At 72.5% G+C, this 17,338-nt stretch carries 19 protein-coding genes; 8 read left to right on the top strand and 11 right to left on the bottom strand.

Annotated features, from left to right (window positions below):
• Window position 1: 1 nt before the first annotated feature.
• Together ACGF0J_RS17735 and ACGF0J_RS17730 are read right to left on the bottom strand one after the other, a co-directional pair.
• Complete coding sequence (locus ACGF0J_RS17735; protein ID WP_393146928.1) at window positions 2-1,168, bottom strand: serine/threonine-protein kinase; 1,167 nt, start codon at window positions 1,166-1,168, stop codon at window positions 2-4.
• Between the two features lie 70 nt (window positions 1,169-1,238).
• A complete protein-coding gene (locus ACGF0J_RS17730) occupies window positions 1,239-1,847 on the bottom strand; it encodes a superoxide dismutase (protein ID WP_393146926.1) in 609 nt (202 codons plus the stop codon).
• 592 nt (window positions 1,848-2,439) lie between these two features.
• Between ACGF0J_RS17730 and ACGF0J_RS17725 the strand changes: the two genes are divergently transcribed.
• Complete coding sequence (locus ACGF0J_RS17725; RefSeq protein ID WP_393146924.1) at window positions 2,440-2,628, top strand: DUF5999 family protein; 189 nt, start codon at window positions 2,440-2,442, stop codon at window positions 2,626-2,628.
• Window positions 2,629-2,664: 36 nt separating this feature from the next.
• On the opposite strand, the gene ACGF0J_RS17720 is transcribed toward ACGF0J_RS17725, so the two are convergent.
• Window positions 2,665-4,317, bottom strand: coding sequence for a fumarate hydratase (locus tag ACGF0J_RS17720; protein WP_393146922.1), 1,653 nt, complete (start codon window positions 4,315-4,317; stop codon window positions 2,665-2,667).
• 59 nt (window positions 4,318-4,376) lie between these two features.
• The gene (locus ACGF0J_RS17715; protein ID WP_393146920.1) at window positions 4,377-5,252 is read right to left on the bottom strand and encodes an EamA family transporter; all 876 of its coding nucleotides are present in this window, start codon (window positions 5,250-5,252) and stop codon (window positions 4,377-4,379) included.
• A gap of 69 nt (window positions 5,253-5,321) precedes the next feature.
• On the opposite strand from ACGF0J_RS17715, the gene ACGF0J_RS17710 reads away from it, so the two are divergent.
• The 3 genes from ACGF0J_RS17710 to ACGF0J_RS17700 are packed head-to-tail and all read left to right on the top strand — an operon-like array spanning window position 5,322 to window position 8,498.
• A complete protein-coding gene (locus tag ACGF0J_RS17710) occupies window positions 5,322-6,713 on the top strand; it encodes a PLP-dependent aminotransferase family protein (RefSeq protein ID WP_393146918.1) in 1,392 nt (463 codons plus the stop codon).
• Between the two features lie 49 nt (window positions 6,714-6,762).
• Window positions 6,763-7,701, top strand: a complete 939-nt coding sequence (locus tag ACGF0J_RS17705) for a Gfo/Idh/MocA family oxidoreductase (protein ID WP_393146916.1) — start codon at window positions 6,763-6,765, stop codon at window positions 7,699-7,701.
• On the top strand, window positions 7,698-8,498 hold the full coding sequence (locus ACGF0J_RS17700; RefSeq protein ID WP_393146914.1) for a TIM barrel protein: 801 nt from the start codon (window positions 7,698-7,700) through the stop codon (window positions 8,496-8,498). Before ACGF0J_RS17705 ends, ACGF0J_RS17700 begins: the two co-directional genes overlap by 4 nt.
• A 15-nt stretch (window positions 8,499-8,513) precedes the next feature.
• Here ACGF0J_RS17700 and ACGF0J_RS17695 read toward each other — a convergent pair whose 3' ends face one another.
• The gene (locus ACGF0J_RS17695; protein WP_393146912.1) at window positions 8,514-9,668 is read right to left on the bottom strand and encodes an MFS transporter; all 1,155 of its coding nucleotides are present in this window, start codon (window positions 9,666-9,668) and stop codon (window positions 8,514-8,516) included.
• Between the two features lie 78 nt (window positions 9,669-9,746).
• On the bottom strand, window positions 9,747-10,415 hold the full coding sequence (locus ACGF0J_RS17690) for a DUF998 domain-containing protein (protein ID WP_393146910.1): 669 nt from the start codon (window positions 10,413-10,415) through the stop codon (window positions 9,747-9,749).
• 97 nt (window positions 10,416-10,512) lie between these two features.
• On the opposite strand from ACGF0J_RS17690, the gene ACGF0J_RS17685 reads away from it, so the two are divergent.
• On the top strand, window positions 10,513-11,157 hold the full coding sequence (locus tag ACGF0J_RS17685) for a DUF1707 domain-containing protein (RefSeq protein ID WP_393146908.1): 645 nt from the start codon (window positions 10,513-10,515) through the stop codon (window positions 11,155-11,157).
• Window positions 11,158-11,197: 40 nt separating this feature from the next.
• Here the strand turns inward: ACGF0J_RS17685 and glpX are convergent, their stop codons facing one another.
• The 4 genes from glpX to ACGF0J_RS17665 form a co-directional block, all read right to left on the bottom strand.
• The gene (gene glpX, locus ACGF0J_RS17680; protein WP_393146906.1) at window positions 11,198-12,232 is read right to left on the bottom strand and encodes a class II fructose-bisphosphatase; all 1,035 of its coding nucleotides are present in this window, start codon (window positions 12,230-12,232) and stop codon (window positions 11,198-11,200) included.
• Window positions 12,233-12,354: 122 nt separating this feature from the next.
• Window positions 12,355-13,269: a class A beta-lactamase gene (gene bla, locus ACGF0J_RS17675; RefSeq protein WP_393146904.1), complete on the bottom strand. Its 915-nt coding sequence runs from the start codon at window positions 13,267-13,269 to the stop codon at window positions 12,355-12,357.
• A 13-nt stretch (window positions 13,270-13,282) separates the two neighbouring features.
• Window positions 13,283-14,278: an AraC family transcriptional regulator gene (locus ACGF0J_RS17670; protein ID WP_393146902.1), complete on the bottom strand. Its 996-nt coding sequence runs from the start codon at window positions 14,276-14,278 to the stop codon at window positions 13,283-13,285.
• Window positions 14,279-14,285: 7 nt separating this feature from the next.
• Window positions 14,286-15,209, bottom strand: coding sequence for an NADP-dependent oxidoreductase (locus ACGF0J_RS17665; protein WP_393146900.1), 924 nt, complete (start codon window positions 15,207-15,209; stop codon window positions 14,286-14,288).
• 195 nt (window positions 15,210-15,404) lie between these two features.
• Here ACGF0J_RS17665 and ACGF0J_RS17660 point away from each other — a divergent pair, with 195 nt between their 5' ends.
• The 3 genes from ACGF0J_RS17660 to ACGF0J_RS17650 all read left to right on the top strand — a co-directional run bounded on the left by ACGF0J_RS17660 (window position 15,405) and on the right by ACGF0J_RS17650 (window position 16,863).
• On the top strand, window positions 15,405-16,013 hold the full coding sequence (locus ACGF0J_RS17660; RefSeq protein ID WP_393146898.1) for a TetR/AcrR family transcriptional regulator: 609 nt from the start codon (window positions 15,405-15,407) through the stop codon (window positions 16,011-16,013).
• Window positions 16,014-16,024: 11 nt separating this feature from the next.
• Window positions 16,025-16,552 carry a DUF4245 domain-containing protein gene (locus ACGF0J_RS17655; protein WP_393146896.1) on the top strand — a complete coding sequence of 176 codons (528 nt, stop codon included), beginning with the start codon at window positions 16,025-16,027 and terminating at the stop codon, window positions 16,550-16,552.
• Between the two features lie 65 nt (window positions 16,553-16,617).
• Window positions 16,618-16,863 (top strand): exodeoxyribonuclease VII small subunit, encoded by a 246-nt coding sequence (locus ACGF0J_RS17650; protein WP_393146894.1) that lies wholly within the window; start codon window positions 16,618-16,620, stop codon window positions 16,861-16,863.
• 7 nt (window positions 16,864-16,870) lie between these two features.
• Here the strand turns inward: ACGF0J_RS17650 and ACGF0J_RS17645 are convergent, their stop codons facing one another.
• Entirely contained in the window at window positions 16,871-17,284 is a 414-nt protein-coding gene (locus tag ACGF0J_RS17645; RefSeq protein ID WP_393146892.1) for a nitroreductase family deazaflavin-dependent oxidoreductase, read from the bottom strand.
• Between the last annotated feature and the right edge of the window lie 54 nt (window positions 17,285-17,338).

Here is a 17,338-nt window from a genome sequence, read left to right as displayed (position 1 = left end):
TTTACCCGCGCTTGCGAAGTTCGCGAGGCCAGAAACGCCTGGGGAGGCACATCTTTATCAGCGCGGCCTTCACCCGGGCGTAAACGGACAGCGCAGGGTGAGGTTCGACGCGCCTGCGGTGCACTCCCTCGCCGGGCCTGCGCTCCTGCCGGGGCGGTGGCACGGCCTGGGGCCGCTCGCCGCGCTGGGTGACGGGCGGGCGGGCCGCGGTCGCGCCGTTGGACAGGGCCGCCGCCGTCGCCTCCGCCCGGTGCAGCCCGCGGTGCGCGGGCCGGCGGGTGAAGGACGGCGCCGAGATCACCGATCCCGGTCGCGTGGACCTGCGGGGCGCGAGTGGTTCCTCCGCCGAGCCGCCGGCCGCCACGCGGGCCAGCATGAGCGAGGCCCGGACCGAGTCGAGCCTGGTCTGCGGGTCGATGCGGAGCAGCGCGTCGAGCACCGGGGCGAGCGGCCCGGCCTTGGTCATCGGGATCGGCTCGCCACTGGTGAGCGCCGCCAGCGCGGCCGCGGCGGTGCGGCGGCCGTGCAGGCCCCTGCCCTCGACGGCGGTGTAGAGGGTCGCGCCGAGCGACCACAGGTCGGCGGCCGGGCTGGCCTTGGCGCCGAGCACGCGCTCTGGAGCGATGTAGCCGGCCGAGCCGAGCACGATGCCGGCCTGGGTGATGGAGACGTCGCCCTCCAACGCCGCCAGCCCGAAGTCGGTGAGCACCGCCCGGTCCTCGGTCACCAGCACGTTGCTGGGCTTGACGTCGCGGTGCAGGATGCCCTTGGCGTGCACGGCGCGCAGCGCGCCGAGGATCTGCCGGCCGATCTCGGCGGCCCGGCGTGGATGGAGCGGTCCCTCCTGCTGGATGAGCTGCTCCAGGGACCTGGCCTGGAGCAGCTCCATCACGATCCACGGCCGGTCGTCCTCGGTGACGACGTCGAAGACGGTGATGACCGAGGGGTGCGCGACCATCGCGGTCGCCCTGCCCTCGCGCTCGGTGCGCGCGCACAACTCGGCGCGCAACTCCTCGTCGAGCACGGCCGGCAGCCGGACCTCCTTGACCGCCACGTGGCGGTCGAGCAGCTCGTCGTGCGCCCGCCACACGGTGCCCATGCCGCCGCGACCGACCGGTTCGAGAAGCCGGTAGCGCGCGGCGAGAAGGTAACCGGAGGGCGCACGCATGCCTGGCAGCTTACCTATTCGTGTAAACCGACCAGTAGAGGCCGGGCCGATAAAATGTTGCGAATCTGAGTCAACCGGCCTGACTCGTCACGTCAGTAAAGCGGGCTGCCACGTCGGTCCAGTTCACCAGGTCCCAGAGTTTGTGCACATAGTCGGGGCGCACGTTGCGATACTGCAGGTAGTACGCGTGTTCCCAGGCGTCGAAGACGAGCAGGGGCGTGGTGTTCATGCCGACGTTGCCGTGGTGGTCGTAGACCTGCTCGACCACGAGCCTGCGGCCCAGCGGCTCCCAGGCCAGCACGCCCCATCCGGAGCCCTGCACGGACGCCGTCGCGGTGGTGAGCTGCTTCTGGAACGCCTCGAACGTGCCGAAGTGCTCGTCGATGGCGTCCGCGAGCGCGCCGTCGGGCCGGTCGCCGCCGTCGGGGGAGAGGTTCTGCCAGAAGATCGTGTGCAGCACGTGGCCGGACAGGTTGAAGGCGAAGGTCTTCTCCAGGCCGACGAGGTTGCCGAACTCGCCCCTGTCGCGCGCCTCGGCGAGCCGTTCCAGCGTGTCGTTGGCGCCCTTGACGTACGCGGCGTGGTGCTTGGCGTGGTGCAGCTCCAGGATCTCGCCGGTGATGGCGGGCTCCAGGGCGGCGTAGTCGTAGGGCATGTCGGGAAGGGTGTACTCCCCCATGGGTCCTCCTTGGTGATCGCTACGCCTGCCGACACTATTGCAAGCAACTCGCAACTGCATCAGTCTTGCGACCTAGGACCCGATTGGACAGGATGGCGAGGGTCAGTTGGGTCCCGATCGGCGCGGGCGGCCCGCCGCCGCCCGCGCCGATGCCCGATTTCGTATTATTCATGCGCTTCTGCGCTGTTCGCCGTAATATGCGGCCGACCGTCGAACTCCTTCTGCGTCTCATTACGCGGACGACGCGGTTAAACGGGTGGCATGCTGGCGACAGACGTTACTGACAGGAACTTTGGGGTTCGTCAGCGAGTTGTAAGGGTGGCGTAAGGGGGCGGGGGCAGTGTGAAGGTGCGAAAAGCGCCAGCCCTCCGACCGGCCGGAAAGTGTCGGTGTCGGTCGGCACGATGGGGGTATGCGCGAGCGACCATGACGGCTTCAGCTGGAAGGACGTGATGAGGATGCGCCAGACCCGGATTCGTCCCCGGCCGCCCCGCAAGCCGAGCGGCGCGTCGCTCGACCTCCGCACGCCGTCGGGGCGGCCGTTGCCCTTTTGAGACTTCGCACTACAGGAGCGTCAGCTGAGAGGTGCACGATGTGCAGACACGTTCCCCCTTGTCCCACCGCCGACTCGCCCGACCGTGAGGCGTCCCACGTGATCGCGGCCCATCCCGACCAGGGGTGGAGCCTGTTGTGCAACGGGGTCGTGCTGTTCGACGACACCGGTCTGCTGCTCCCCGACGGCACCACGGTGGCCCCCCACCGAGCCCCCGTCGCCGTCTGACCCCCGCTCTCCGGGCCGGCTCCCGGCAGCCCCGCGTCAGCGGCGCCCGATGCTCAGCACCGGCCCGGTGCGGTCGGTGAAGAAGTCGTCACCCTTGTCGTCCACCACGATGAACGCCGGGAAGTCCTCGACCTCGATCCGCCACACGGCCTCCATCCCCAGCTCCGGATACTCCAGGACCTCCACCTTCCTGATGCAGTCCTGCGCCAGCCGCGCCGCGGGCCCGCCGATGGAGCCGAGGTAGAAGCCCCCGTACTTCTGGCAGGCGTCGGTCACCTGCTGCGACCGGTTGCCCTTGGCCAGCATGACCATCGAGCCGCCGGCCGCCTGGAAGCGTTCGACGTAGGAGTCCATCCGCCCGGCGGTCGTCGGCCCGAACGAGCCGGAGGCGTAGCCCTCGGGCGTCTTGGCCGGTCCGGCGTAGTAGACCGCGTGGTCTTTGAGGTACTGCGGCATCTCGCCACCGTTGTCGAGCAGCTCGGCGATCTTGGCGTGCGCGATGTCGCGGGCGACGACGAGCGGGCCGGTGAGCGACAGGCGCGTCTTGACGGGATATTTCGTCAGCTCGGCCAGGATCTCGGGCATCGGGCGGTTGAGGTCGATCCGGACGACGTCCTCGGAGAGCTGCTCGGAGGTGGTCTCGGGCAGGAACCGGGCGGGGTCGGTCTCCAGCCGCTCCAGGAACACGCCCTCGGCGGTGATCTTCGCCAGGGCCTGCCGGTCGGCCGAGCACGAGACCGCGATCGCCACCGGGCAGGAGGCGCCGTGGCGGGGGAGCCGGATGACGCGGACGTCGTGGCAGAAGTACTTGCCGCCGAACTGGGCCCCGATGCCGAGCTTCTGGGTCAGCTCGAAGACCTTGGCCTCCATCTCCAGGTCACGGAAGCCGTGCCCGGCGGGTGAGCCCTCGGTGGGGATGGAGTCGAGGTAGCGGGCGCTGGCGTACTTGGCCGTCTTCAGCGCGTACTCGGCCGACGTGCCGCCCACGACGACCGCCAGGTGGTACGGCGGGCACGCCGCGGTGCCGAGGGAGCGGATCTTCTCCTCCAGGAAGGCGAGCATGCGCTTCTCGTTGAGCACCGCCTTGGTCTCCTGGTAGAGGAACGACTTGTTGGCCGAGCCGCCGCCCTTGGCCATGAACAGCAGCTTGTAGGCGTCGGCGTGGCCGCCCGGGTCCTCGGCGTACAGCTCGATCTGGGCCGGCAGGTTGCTGCCGGTGTTCTTCTCCTCCCACATGGTCAGCGGGGCCATCTGGGAGTAGCGGAGGTTGAGGCGCGTGTAGGCGTCGTAGACGCCGCGCGAGATGTGCGCGGCGTCGCGCCCGTCGGTCAGCACGTGGCGGCCCCGCTTGCCCATGACGATGGCGGTGCCGGTGTCCTGACACATGGGCAGCACGCCGCCGGCCGAGATGGAGGCGTTCTTCAGCAGGTCGAGCGCGACGAACCGGTCGTTGCCGCTCGACTCGGGGTCCTCGATGATCCTGCGGAGCTGCGCCAGGTGCGACGAGCGCAGGTAGTGGGAGATGTCGTGCACTGCCGTCTCGGTGAGCAGGCGCAACGCCTCGGGCTCGACCTCCAGGAACGTGCGGCCCGCCGCCTCGACCTTCCGCACCCCCTCCGACGTGATCAGCCGGTACGCGGTCTCGTCGGCACCCAGCGGGAGAAGGTCGGTGTAGTCGAACTCGGCCATGCCCATCCTTTCGGTTTCCCAAAGGGTACGCCCACGCGCCGGCGGGCCCGTACCGGCCGTCAGGCGGTGGCGACGGCCACCGGCCGGGCGGGCGCCGTGAGGCCCACCGCGATGCCGGCGATCACCAGGCCGGCGCCCAGCAGGTCGTAGCCGGACGGCGTCGCGATGCCCAGCGCGAGTCCCGTGACGATGGCGCCGACCGGGATGAGCCCGGCGAACAGCCCGGCCCGGCCGGGCCCCAGCTTGGGCAGCGAGGTGTACCAGAGGCAGAACGCCACCACGGTCACCACGATCGCCAGGTAGCCAAAGCCCGCGGCCTCCGCGAGCGTGGGCATCCGCAGCGCGCCGGCGCCGTCCTGGACCAGCCCGATGACGGCCAGCAGCGGCACGGCCAGCACGGTCGAGTAGGCGCTGACCCGCATCGCCCCGAGCTTGGGCAGCAGCGGGATCGCCAGCAGGGAGAACCCGACCTCTCCGGCGAGCGCGCCGAGCGCCCACAGCAGCCCGGCCGGGTTGCCGCTGCCGAGCCCGGTGGCCAGCGTGGCTCCGGCCACGACCACGCCCGCCCCCACCAGCAGCCGGGGCGCGGGCCGCCCACCGGCCAGCGCCAGGGCCAGGGGTACGGTGCCGAGCACGGTGCCGACCAGTGCCGGGCCGGAGGCTCGGGTCGACTCGACGACGCACACGTTGAAGATCACCAGGCCGAGCAGTGACAGGCCGCCCAGCAGTGCCCACTCCTTCCCGGTCAGCCGGACGAACCGCAGGCCCATCAGTCGTGTCACGGCCAGCAGCACGACGGCCGCCACCAGGTAGCGCACCGCCTGCCCGCCGTACAGCGGATAGTCCTTGACCAGCCCGGACACGCCTGCCAGCGTGCCCACGAGGAACATCGCGCTCGCCGCGCCCGCCACTCCGTTGCTCATGGAAGCTCTCATGGAAGGTGACTCTAGGGAGAGAATGGTTCAATCAAACAGGCCAATTCCGGTGTATTTGAAGGGACCAATGTGGCCGATCTGTACGTGCCGATAGACCACGCGCGGGGCGGCATCGCCGGCCAGATCGCCGCGGCGCTGCGCGAGGCCGTCCGCCGCGGCCGCCTGGAGCCCGGCCGCCGCCTGCCTGCCAGCCGCGACCTCGCCCTCGACCTGGGGGTGTCCCGCGGGGTGGTCGTGGAGGCCTACGAGCAGCTCGTGGCCGAGGGGTTCCTCGTGTCGAGAGTCGGGTCGGGCACCCGCGTGGCGCCCGCCGCCGCGCGCGGAGCCGCCCCCTCCCCGCCGGAGCCGCCGGGCGCGGCCGGCGGCCGGCCGTACCACGGGCACCGCGCCACCGAGCCGGACCTCGGCCGCTTCCCGAGGGAGCGCTGGCTCGCCTCGCTCAGGCACGCCGTGACCACCATGCCGTCCGGCGCCTTCGACTACGGCGATCCCGGCGGCGTGCCCGAGCTGCGCGAGGAGTTGGCCGGCTACCTGAGGCGGGTCCGGGCCGCCGACGTGGACCCGGCCAACCTGGTGATCGTGGGCGGCGCGGCCCAGGGTCTCAGCCTGGTGCTGCACGCCCTCGCCCGGCGGGCCGACGGGCTGCCCCTGGCGGTCGAGGACCCGGCCGGCCACCGGCAGGTGCCGCTGCTGCGCCGGGCGGGCGCCCGCCTGCTGCCCGTCCCGGTCGACGGCGAGGGCATCGACGTGGCCGCCCTGCGCGCCGGACCGGCCCGGGCGGTGCTGGTCACCCCCGCCCACCAGTACCCGACGGGGGTCGTGCTCTCGCCGGGCAGGCGGGCCGCGCTCGTGGAGTGGGCGCAGGAGACCGGCGCGATCGTGCTGGAGGACGACTACGACGCCGAGTTCCGCTTCGACCGCGACCCGGTCGGCTGCCTGCAGGGTCTGGCTCCCGGCCACGTCGTGCTGACGGGCAGCGTCAGCAAGGCCCTGGCGCCCGGCCTGCGGCTGGGCTGGGTGGCGGCCCCGGCCGACCTGGGCGAGGCGGTGCGGCGGGCCAGGGGCGAGCTGGATCTCGGCTCGCCGGTCGTCGAACAGTACGCGCTGGCCCACTTCCTGCGCACCGGCGGCTACGACAAGCACCTGCGCCAGACGCGCCGCGAGTACCGCCGCCGCCGCGACGCCCTGGTCGGCGCCCTGGCCGAGCACCTGCCGCAGGTCCGGGTGCGCGGCATCGAGGCGGGCCTGCACGCCTACCTCGACCTGCCCGCCGGCTGGGACGAGGACCGCACGGCCGAGGCGGCGCGGGATCTCGGCCTGACCGCCGAGCCGGTCGGGCCGATGCGCTTCACGCCCGGCGGACCGGCGCTGGCCGTCGGCTTCGCCCGGCTGCCCGCGCACCGGGCCGAGGAGGCCGTCATCGGACTGAAGGTCAGAATGTCAGGACAAAGTGTTGACTGAGCGTGCACGTCTCGCTTAGAAAGAAAGCCATCCCTTCCTTGGAGGCGCCATGCGTGTCGGACTGCTGGGCCTGGGCCGGATCGGAGCGTTCCACGCCGCCACCCTGGCCGCCCACCCCCTGGTCGACGAGCTGGTCGTCGCCGACCCCGTGCGCACGTCGCCGCACGGCCGGCCGGGCGACCCGTTCGACGCCGACGCCGTGGTCATCGCCACCCCGACCAGCACCCACGCCGAGCTGCTGATCGAAGCCTGCCGCCGGGGCGTGCCCGCGTTCTGCGAGAAGCCCGCCGCCGTCGGGGTCAAGGAGACGCTGGAGGTGCTGGCCGCGAGCCGCGGCAACCGGGTGCGGATCGGCTTCCAGCGCAGGTTCGACGCCGGATACGTGCGGGCCGCCGCCGCGCTGCGCGCCGGCGAGCTGGGGGAGCTGCACCGCGTCCACCTGGTCACCGCCGACCCCGCGCCGCCGCCCGCCACCTACATCCCGCTGTCCGGGGGCATCTACCGCGACTGCCACATCCACGACTTCGACATCCTGCGCTGGGTGACCGGCCGCGAGGTGGACTGGGTGTACGCGGCGGGCGCCAACCGGGGCGCCCGCTTCTTCCAGGAGGCGGGCGACGTGGACAACAGCGCCGCCCTGCTCGGCCTCGACGACGGCACCCTCGTCACGCTGCAGGGCTCCCGCTACAACGGCGCCGGCTACGACGTGCGCATGGAGCTGGCCGGCACCGAGGGCACGCAGGTCGTCGGTCTCGGCCCGCGCGCCCCCCTGCGCTCCACCGACGGCCTGCAACCACCGGACGAGCCGTGGCCCGACTTCGTGACCCGTTTCCAGCAGGCGTACGTGGACGAGATCGACGGTTTCCTGCGCGACGACCCGCGCCTGTGCTCGGTCGAGGAGGCGCTGGCCGCGCTCTACGTCGCCGAGGCCGCCGACCTGTCGCGCCGCGAGGGCCGTCCCGTCCCGGTCGCGGAGGTGCGGGCATGAGGCTGGCCGGAGCGCCCATCTCGTGGGGCGTGTGCGAGGTCCCCGGCTGGGGCCATCAGCTCCCGCCGGAGCGGGTGCTCGGCGAGATGCGCGAGCTCGGCCTCACCGCGACCGAGCTGGGTCCCGAGGGGTTCCTGACACCCGCGCTCATCGCCTCGCACGGGATGAGCGCCGTGGGCGCCTTCGTGCCCGTGGTCCTGCACGACCCCGGTCACGACCCGCTGCCCGGCATCCCGGCGGTCGACGGCATGCTCGTGCTGGCCGCCGCCACCGGCCGCGACGGCTACGACGCGCGCCCCGTCCTGGACGAGACCGGCTGGACCACCCTGCTGGCCAACCTCGACCGGATCGCCGCCGCGCACGGCTCGGACGTGGCCCTGCACCCGCACGTCGGCACCATGGTCGAGACCAGCGACGAGGTGAGCCGGGTGCTCGACGGCAGCGCGGTCCCGCTCTGCCTGGACACCGGGCACCTGCTGATCGGCGGCACCGACCCGGCCGAGCTGGTGCGCGGCGCCGCCGACCGGGTGTCGCACGTCCACCTCAAGGACGTCGACGCGCGGCTGGCCGCGCGCGTCTCCAGCGGCGAGCTGACCTACACGCAGGCGGTGCGCGCGGGCGTCTACCGCCCGCTCGGGCAGGGCGACGTGGACGTCGCCGGCATCGTGGCCGGCCTCGGCGCGCGCGGCTACCACGGCTGGTACGTCATGGAGCAGGACGTCATCCTCGCCGGCCCCGGCGACCGTCCCGTCGAGGACGTCCGGCGCAGCCTCGCCTACCTGCGTTCCCTGACCTAGCCGCGCCCCCGGCCCTCAGCGGCGCGTCCTGACCGCCGGCTCGAAGCCCCCGGCGAGCACCACGATCACGGCCGCCAGCACGAGCGGCGCCACGAACGCCACCCGCATGTCGGCGGCGTCCGCGATGCCGCCGACCAGGGCCGCCCCGAGGATGAAGCCGACGTAGTTGAACAGGTTGACCCGAGCGATCGCCACGCCCGTGCCCGCCGGGTCGAGCCGCCCCGCCGCCGAGAACGACTGTGGGGCCACCACCGCGAGGCCCATCCCGGTCAGCCCGAACGCCACGATGGTCAGCGGCTGGCTCGGAGCGAGCACCACCCCGAGGAACCCCAGCGTCGCGATGGCCCCGCCGATCCGGACGATCGCCGCCGGGCCGTACCTGCGGACCGCGGCGTCCCCGCCCAGCCGTACGGCCAGCGTCGCCCCCTGGTAGGCGGCGTAGGCGAGCGGCACCACGCCGGGGCCCGCCGCCATGACGTCCTGCATGAAGACGGTGCTGAAGTTCGACACCGCGGCGTCGCCGACGTACAGGAAGCCCATCGCGAGGCAGAGCGGGATGATCGGCCCCCACGGCTGGCGGCCCGTGACGGCCGCCGTGAACTCCGTCTTCTCCTCCTGCGGGGTGCACAGCCGCGGTCCGGCGTACAGGGAGGCCGCCACGGCCAGCGCCATCGGCACGCCCATGATCACGATCAGGTCGAGCGAGGCCGCCCACGCCGCCCACAGCGCTCCGGCCAGGCTGAACACGCTCCACATGCTGTGGAAGCCGTTGAGCACGGCCCGGCCGTACCTGCGCTCGACCGCGACGCCCTGCATGTTGATGCCCGCGTCCACCGCGCCCACCGCCAGGCCGAACAGCAGGAGCGCGGCGAGCAGCACCGGCACGTCCGGGGCGATGCCCGCGAGCACGACCGCCGCGGCTACCACGGGCTGGGCGAGGCGCAGCATGAGCTTGCTGCCCCGGCGGTGGGCGAACGAGCCCGCCGCCAGGCTGCCCACCCCGGCGAAGACGGGCACGACGAGCAGCAGCAGCGTGAGCGAGCCTTCGTCGAGACGGTGCCTGTCCTGCAGGGTCGCGGTCTGGACGAGCAGCGTCGCGAACGACAGGCCCTGCACGGCGTAGGCGACGAACGTGGCGACACGTGCCTGGCGGTCGCGGGGGGACGACACGAAGGCCTCCAGACGGGGGGATCAGCAAAGGTGAGGCGCGGTCAGGTTATTGCGTCGACCGGTCCCCCCGCCAGGCGTCTAGCGTTCGGATTCGACGGCCACGGGTGAGAGCACCGGCGGCTGCCCGGCGACCGGCTGCCCGCGGGCCGCGAACACCCCCAGCGCGACCAGCGCCGCCACCTCCGTCACCGCGAGCCCCCGCTCCACCAGCCCGAGCGGCATGACGCGATACCACGGCAGCCCGTTCTGCGTCCCCACCAGCACCATCGCCCCGATGCCGGCCACCCACAGCACCGAGCACAGGCCCAGCCCGAAGGCCACCAGCGCGTGCCGCCGCCGCTCCGCGTGCCGCCACGGGCGGGCGATGACCACCGCGGCCAGGGGCAGGCTCAGGAACGCGACCAGGCTGCCCACCCGATGGATGTGGCCGTCCACGCTCGGCCCCACCGACCAGTCGTGCTTGGGGAAGTACGCCACCACCGACAACCCGGCGCTCCACGCCATCAGCGCGACCGTGCCGAACACCCCGGCCAGCCGCGTCCGCACCAGCGAGACGCCGATCGCCACCGACCCCGCCGCCAGCAGCGCCACGGCCACCCCGAAGACCCAGCCCTGCTCGCCCAGCCCGTGCTCGCTGATGGTCCGGCGCAGCGGGTTCATCCGGTCCAGACTGGCCAGGTCGAGAGCGGCGATCACCGCCGCGCCGGTCCCCACCGCGCCGAGCCCCCACCGCGCCGCCTGATGCACGAGCGCCCTCCCCTGAACGACGGTCTTTGGGGGGTGAACGGTCACCGGACCCGCGGGATTCCACTCATCGCCGCCAACGCCGGTTATCGTCGGAAGTGTGAACGACCGCCAAAGTTCTTGGCTACCCCGCCTGCAGGAAGCCGGTGAGCGGCTCGCCGAGGAGTGGATCGCCGCGCGCCGCCCACGATCCGAGACCCCCGCGCCGCGCGAGCTGCGCGCCTCCGACGACGACCGCGAACGCATCGCCCAGGTGCTGCAGGCCGCCCACGCCGACGGGCGGCTGACGATGGAGGAGTTCGAGGAACGGCTCGGCACCGTCTACTCCGCCCGCACGCTCGGCGAACTGGCCGCGGTGACGACGGACCTCCTCCCCGCCGAGCAGCAGCCGCTGAAACTCGACGGCAGGCCCGTGTCGGCCTTCTTCAGGAAGGAGGAGCGCGACGGCCGCTGGGTGGTGCCGGCCGAGCTGGACGTGACCGCGATGTTCGGCGTGACCAAGCTCGACCTGCGCGACGCCATCCTGCAGAACCACCGCGTCGTCATCAACGCCACGCTCGTCCTCGGCGGGCTGGAGATCCACGTGCCCGAGGGCCTTGAGGTGGTGCGCGTTGCCAAGGGCCAGACCGTCCGGCTCACCAAGCAGCAGACGGAGCCGGACTCCCCGGTCGTCGAGGTGCGCACCACCAACTTCCTGGGCGACATCAAGGTCAAGGAGCCGCCCCGGCGCAAGCGCCGCCGGTGAGCCGGGGCGGACCCCCGGCCCGGTCGCCGAGCCGGGGGTCTCAGCCCGCGGTGTCGAAATTGATCGCGCTGTAGGCGCGCAGCTTCCACAACTGGTGCTCGCTGTCCACCCGGCGGATCGTGCCCGACCGCCCTCGCATGACCAGCGAACTGGTCATCGCCACGCCGCGGCTGAACCGCACGCCCTGCATCAGCTCACCCTGCGTGATGCCCGTCGCCGCGAAGAACACGTCGTCGGAGCGCACCAGGTCGTTCGTGGTGAGCACCTGGCTCAGGTCGTGGCCCGCCTCGACCGCCTTGGCCCGCTCGGCGTCGTCGCGCGGCCACAGCTTGCCCTGGATCACACCGCCCAGGCACTTGAGCGCGCACGCGGCCACGATGCCCTCGGGTGTGCCGCCGATGCCCAGCATGAGGTCGATGCCGGTGCCCTGCCGGGCCGCCATGATGGCGCCCGCCACGTCGCCGTCGGTGATGAACTTGATGCGCGCCCCGGTCTCCCGGATCTCCTTGACCAGCCGCTCGTGCCGAGGACGGTCGAGGATGACGACCGTGACGTCGGACGCCGAGCACGCCTTGGCCCGGGCGACCGCGTTGATGTTGTCCGCCACGGGCGCCTCGATGTCGACCACGTCGGCCGCCTCCGGGCCGGTCACCAGCTTCTCCATGTAGAACACCGCCGACGGGTCGTACATCGAGCCGCGCTCGCTCACGGCGATCACCGAGATCGCGTCGGGCATGCCGAGCGCGGTCAGCCGGGTGCCGTCGATCGGGTCGACCGCCACGTCGCACTCGGCGCCGGTGCCGTCGCCGACCCGCTCGCCGTTGAACAGCATCGGCGCGTGGTCCTTCTCGCCCTCGCCGATGACCACCACGCCGTTCATGGAGACCGTGTTGATGAGCTGGCGCATCGCGTTCACCGCCGCGCCGTCGGCGCCGTTCTTGTCGCCCCTCCCCACCCAGCGGGCGGCGGACATCGCGGCCGCCTCGGTGACACGGACGAGCTCGAGCGCGAGGTTGCGGTCGGGCGCGTGCTCGCCGGTGGCCAGCGCCGCAGGAACGGACGTCTGATCGGACATGGACAGGCCTCCTCGTGGACAACTGCTTCGATGGTAGTCGCGTACCCCGGGCCCGCCCGGAAATGGGTGGGCAAGGAAGCCGATCGAGGAGCCGCCCGCCCCCACGGGAACGGGACGGGCGGTCACAACCTGCCGAGGGCCTTGGCCAGCGCGGCCGCGGTGGAGGCGAACACCTTGTCGTCGTGCGGGGTGCCGTCGCGGTCGCGGTTGGCGAACACCGACAGCACGATCGGCGCGGTCGACCCGGGCGTCCAGACGATCGCCAGGTCGCTGGCGGTGCCGTGGTTGCTCGCGCCGCCGGTGCCGGTCTTGTCGCCGACCGTCCAGTTCTTCGGCAGCCCCGCCCGGATCCGGTTGGCGCCGGTGAGGCTGGCCTTCAGCCAGCCGACCAGCCGCGCCCGGTCGGCGTCGTGCAGGGTCCTGCCGGTGGTGAGCTCGGCGAAGGTCCGCGCGGCCGCCTCCGGGGTGGTGGTGTCACGCTTCTCCCCGGGGCTCCACTCGGTCAGCGTGGGCTCCGTCCGGTCCAGGCGACTCGTCCGGTCACCGACGGCGCGGAAGAAGGCGGTCAGCCCGCGCGGCCCGCCGATCTGCTTCAGCAGCATGTTGCCCGCGAAGCCGTCGGACTTGGTGATCCCCGCGCGGCACAGCTGCGCGGGCGTCATGCCGGTGTCGGTGTACTCGGTGGTCTCCGGGGAGTTCGCGGTCAGCTCCGCCATGTCGGCGGGTGTCCAGCGCACCACCTCGTCCATCAGCCCGGGGCGGCCGGCGCGCGCCTCGTGCAGCACCGCCGCGCACGCGAACACCTTGAACGAGGAGTTGAACGGGAAACGCTCGCCGGCCCGGTAGCCGACCGTCCTCCCGGTCGCCAGGTCGATGCCCACCGCGCCGATACGCCCCTCGTAGGACTGCTCCAGTTTCCGCAGCGTCCTGTCCAGTTCGGAGCCGGCGGCGGCACCCGCCGCCTGGGGCGCGCCGCCCACCAGCACCCAAACGGTCAGCGTCGCGACCCCGAGTCGCAGTCGGAGATGTCGTGGCATGCCGAAGAGGCAATCAGACAAGATCCCGAGTGTCCAATATCGATATGGGCTCATGCGCCATATCGGGATGGATATCGGCCCCGAGCGTCCTCGCCTGCCGGCGGTAGCCGCCGGGGGCGATGCCGTACTCCCGCTTGAAGGCCTTGGCGAGCGCGAACTCCGTGCTGTAGCCCGCCCGGACGGCCACGGTGGTCAGCGGGACGTCGGAGTCACGCAGCAGCTTGGCGGCCAGCGTCAGCCGCCACCGGGTCAGGTACGCCATGGGCGGCTCGCCGACCAGGGCGGCGAACCTCCTGGCGAAGGCGGCGCGGGACAACCCGGACTGAGCGGCCAGCGCCTCGACCGTCCACGGGGCCGAAGGCGCCTGGTGGACGGCGGCCAGCGCCGGAGCGACGGCGGGGTCGCGCAGCGCGGCCGACCAGCCCTCACCCTCGGCGGGCTGCTCCGCCAGCCAGGCCCGCAGGATGTACAGCAGCAGCGAGTCGATCAGCGCCGGCACGATGCCCTCCGAGCCGACGCGCGGATTCTCCAGCTCCGCCCCCAGCAGCTCGACCGCGGCCTTCAGCTCGGCGTGGCGGCCGTGCCGGGTCGGCAGGTGGATCACCTCGGGGAGCTGCCGGAGCAGCGGATGGGGCCGGGCCATGTCGAGGTGGTAGTTGCCGCACAGCAGGCTCGTGCGGCTTCCGTCACCGCCGAGCACGACCGAGCCGATCGGCGGGGCCTTGGTGTAGCACTCCGGACCCGGCACCTCGCCCGGCGTGGCGGGGTGGTCGGCCAGCACGAAGTCGGGGCCGCTGCGCAGGAACACCACGTCGCCGGCGCCCATCGGGACCGGCTCCAGGTGCGGGGCGTCCACGGGGACGAGCCAGCACGAGCCGTACAGGACCACGTGGAAGCCGGCGCCCGCGGCAGGCGGCAGCCGCAACCCCCACGGGGCGCGGCCGTCGGTGCGTACCGAGGTGGGATGCCTGGTCCGCATCGACGCCAGCGCCTCTGTGAGGATGTCCATGCCCGTTTTATACCGTCAGCACGAGCTTGCCGGTGACCCGGCCGGCTCCCAGCACCTCGTGCGCCTTCGCCGCCTCCTCCAGCGGGAAGACCTGCTCGACGTGCGGGCGGATCGCGCCGGCGTCGACCAGCCCGGCGATGGCCTCCAGCGCCGCGTAATCCGGCTCGACCGACACGCCCGCGAAGCGCCGCCCGGCCGCCTCCACCCGGGCGGCGAGCGCGGCGTCGCCGTGCTCCATGATGCTGACGAGCACCCCGCCCGGCCGGAGCACGGCCAGCGAACGCTCGCCCTCCATGTTCGAGTCGAGGACGACATCCAGGTCGCGGACCGCCTCGGTGAAGTCGACCTCCCGGTAGTCGATCACCTCGTCCGCGCCCAGCGACCGGACGAACCCGTGCTTGCCGGCGCTGGCCAGCGCGATCACGTGGGCGCCCCGGGCCTTGGCGATCTGCACCGCCAGGTGCCCGACCCCGCCGGCCGCCCGGTGGATCAGCACCCGGTCGCCCTCCTTGACGCCCGCCGCGTCCACCAGGCCGTGCCAGGCGGTGAGGCCGGCCAGCGGCAGGGCCGCGGCGTGCACGTGGTCCAGGGAGGCGGGCTTGCGCGCCACCTGCCGGGAGGGCGCGGCGACGTACTCGGCGTAGCCGGTCGCGGCCCGCGGGAAGAACGGCATGCCGTACACCTCGTCGCCCACCTTGAACCTGGCACCCGGTGCCGCCTCCGCCACGACACCGGAAATGTCCCAGCCGACTCCGAACGGCGGTTCGCCGAGCAGCGGGTAGGCGCCGGACCGCACGGCCACGTCGACCGGGTTCAGTGCGCTGGCCCGCACCTGGATCAGGACCTCGCCGCCCAGCGGCGCCGGCCGCTCGACCTCGGCGACCTGCAGGACTTCGGGACCACCGAAGGAATTCTGGATGACGGCACGCATGGCAACTCTCCTCAAGGTTGGTGTTCTCGCACCACCCAACCTAGGAAAGCCGGCCGATCCGCGGAATGGCCCGCCGTCTTCGCCACATATCCACGCGTCTCGCCCCCCGGCACTCCCGGAACACGGCCGCGGCCGCGCCGGCCCGGATGACAGTTGTCCATGTATCCCCGGACAGCGGAGGATAATGTGCCTGCCATGAGCAGCGATGTCGAACGGCCGGTCACCGCCCGCACCTCCGAGCGCGGCGCGGCGACCCGCGCCGCGCTACTCCAGGCGGCCCGCGAGGTCTTCGTCTCCAAAGGCTTCGCCGAGGCGGGCGTCACCGACGTGGTGGGCCGGGCCGACGCCAGCGTCGGCAGCCTCTACCACCACTTCTCCGGCAAGGCCGACCTCTACCTCACGCTGTTCGAGGAGTTCCAGGCCAAGCAGGGCCGGCGCACCAAGCAGGCAGTCCGCGAGGCGCGGGCCGAGGGCGAGAGCGACCCGATGCGGGTCTTCCTCCGCGCCGCCCGCGCCTATCTCGACGGCTGCCTGGAGGAACGCGAGCTGGCCGCGCTGTTCCTGCGCGGCGACGGGCCACCCGGGTTCGAGGTGGTCATGCGCGACCGGCTGCGCAAATGGGCCGAGCTCAACGCCACGCTCTTCGAGGACGAGGGCGCGCTGGTCGTCGTCGTCACCGGCGCCCTCGCGGCGGCGGTCAACGAGGTGGTCCGCACCGGCGACCCCCAGCTCGCCGACGACGTGCTCGCCATCATCGGCCAGATCCGCCCGGCCGCTTCGGCGACCGGTCCCGCCGGCGGGTAACCTCGCGAAGTGTGCGACGGTTCACCGATGGGTTCTACGGCTACGCGGTAGCCCTGTTCGTCTGCCTGGCGGCAGGAGGCTGCTTCCTGCTCGTCAACCAGGGCGGCGAGGAGCACATCCCCAGGCGCGACTACTCGATCACCGTCGCCAACTTCGGCCACACCGTGCCGTACGGGGTGTGGGCCCCCACCCAGGACCCGGCTGGCTGGATCCCCAACAGCAACCGGATCGCCAAGGGCGACAGCGGCGCGCAGGTGCTCTACCTGGGCTACGCCACGAGCGAGCGCGAGCACGTGATGTTCGCGCAGAGCAACGAGAAGCCCGCCGCCGAGTTCGCCAACCGGATGGCCAACACCAACCAGGTCGCCGGCACCCAGCAGGTCAACGGCCAGCCGTGGGAGCGACGCGTCCGCGAGGACAAGAACCAGCGCTCGCTGGTGCGGGTGCTGCCCGACGTCACCCTGGTGGTCACCGGCACGGCCGACTGGCCGGAGCTGGGCCAGCTCGCCGCCGTGCTGCGGCAACGGCCCCAGGGCTGACCACGCGGCCCCGGCCCGGCGGGCCGGGGCGACGTTCGTCGGTGGCTGACTCTAGGGTGGGTGACGTGGCAGACGACACCGCGGACAAGGCGCCCTCGTACGAGCAGGCCCGGGAGGAGCTGACCGAGGTGGTGCGCCGCCTGGAGACGGGCGGGCTCACCCTGGAGCAGTCGATCGAGCTGTGGGAGCGCGGCGAGAAACTGGCCGCGATCTGCGAGGAGTGGCTGCAGGGCGCCCGGGTCAAGCTCGCCGCCGCGATGGCGCGACGAGCCGACCCCGGTGCCGTCCGCGACGACGACGCCCCCTTCTGAGCGCCGCTCAGGCGGGCAGGCGCTCCAGGACGACCACCGGGATGCGGCGGCTCGTCTTCGCCTCGTACTCCGCGAAACCGGCGGCCTGCTCGACCATCCGGGCGTAGAGCCGGTCGCGCTCCCCGCCGTCGGCGAACGCCGCCTTCACCGCGAACGTCTCCGTGCCGACCTCGACCGTCGCCTCCGGGTTGGCGAGCAGGTTGTGATACCAGGCCGGATGGCGGTCGGAGCCCCCGTTCGACGCGATGACGACCAACCGGTCGTCGTCCTTCAGGTACATCACGGGGGTCGTGGTCGGCTTGCCGCTCCTGGCGCCCGTGGTCGTGAGCAGCACCAGCGGCGAGCCCTCGAACATCCCGCCGACCCGCCCCCCGTTGGCGCGGAACTCCTCGATGATCTGCTGGTTGAAATCGTTCGGCATGCCGGGCTCCCCTGTGCGTGGAAGGCCTCCGCCCCTCGACCCGGGCGAAGACGT

The sequence above is a fragment of the Nonomuraea sp. NPDC047897 genome, assembly GCF_043204415.1.
Taxonomy (GTDB): Bacteria; Actinomycetota; Actinomycetes; order Streptosporangiales; family Streptosporangiaceae; genus Nonomuraea.
Note: the sequence above shows the minus strand (reverse complement) of the source record. Positions and strands in the feature narration are given on the sequence as shown.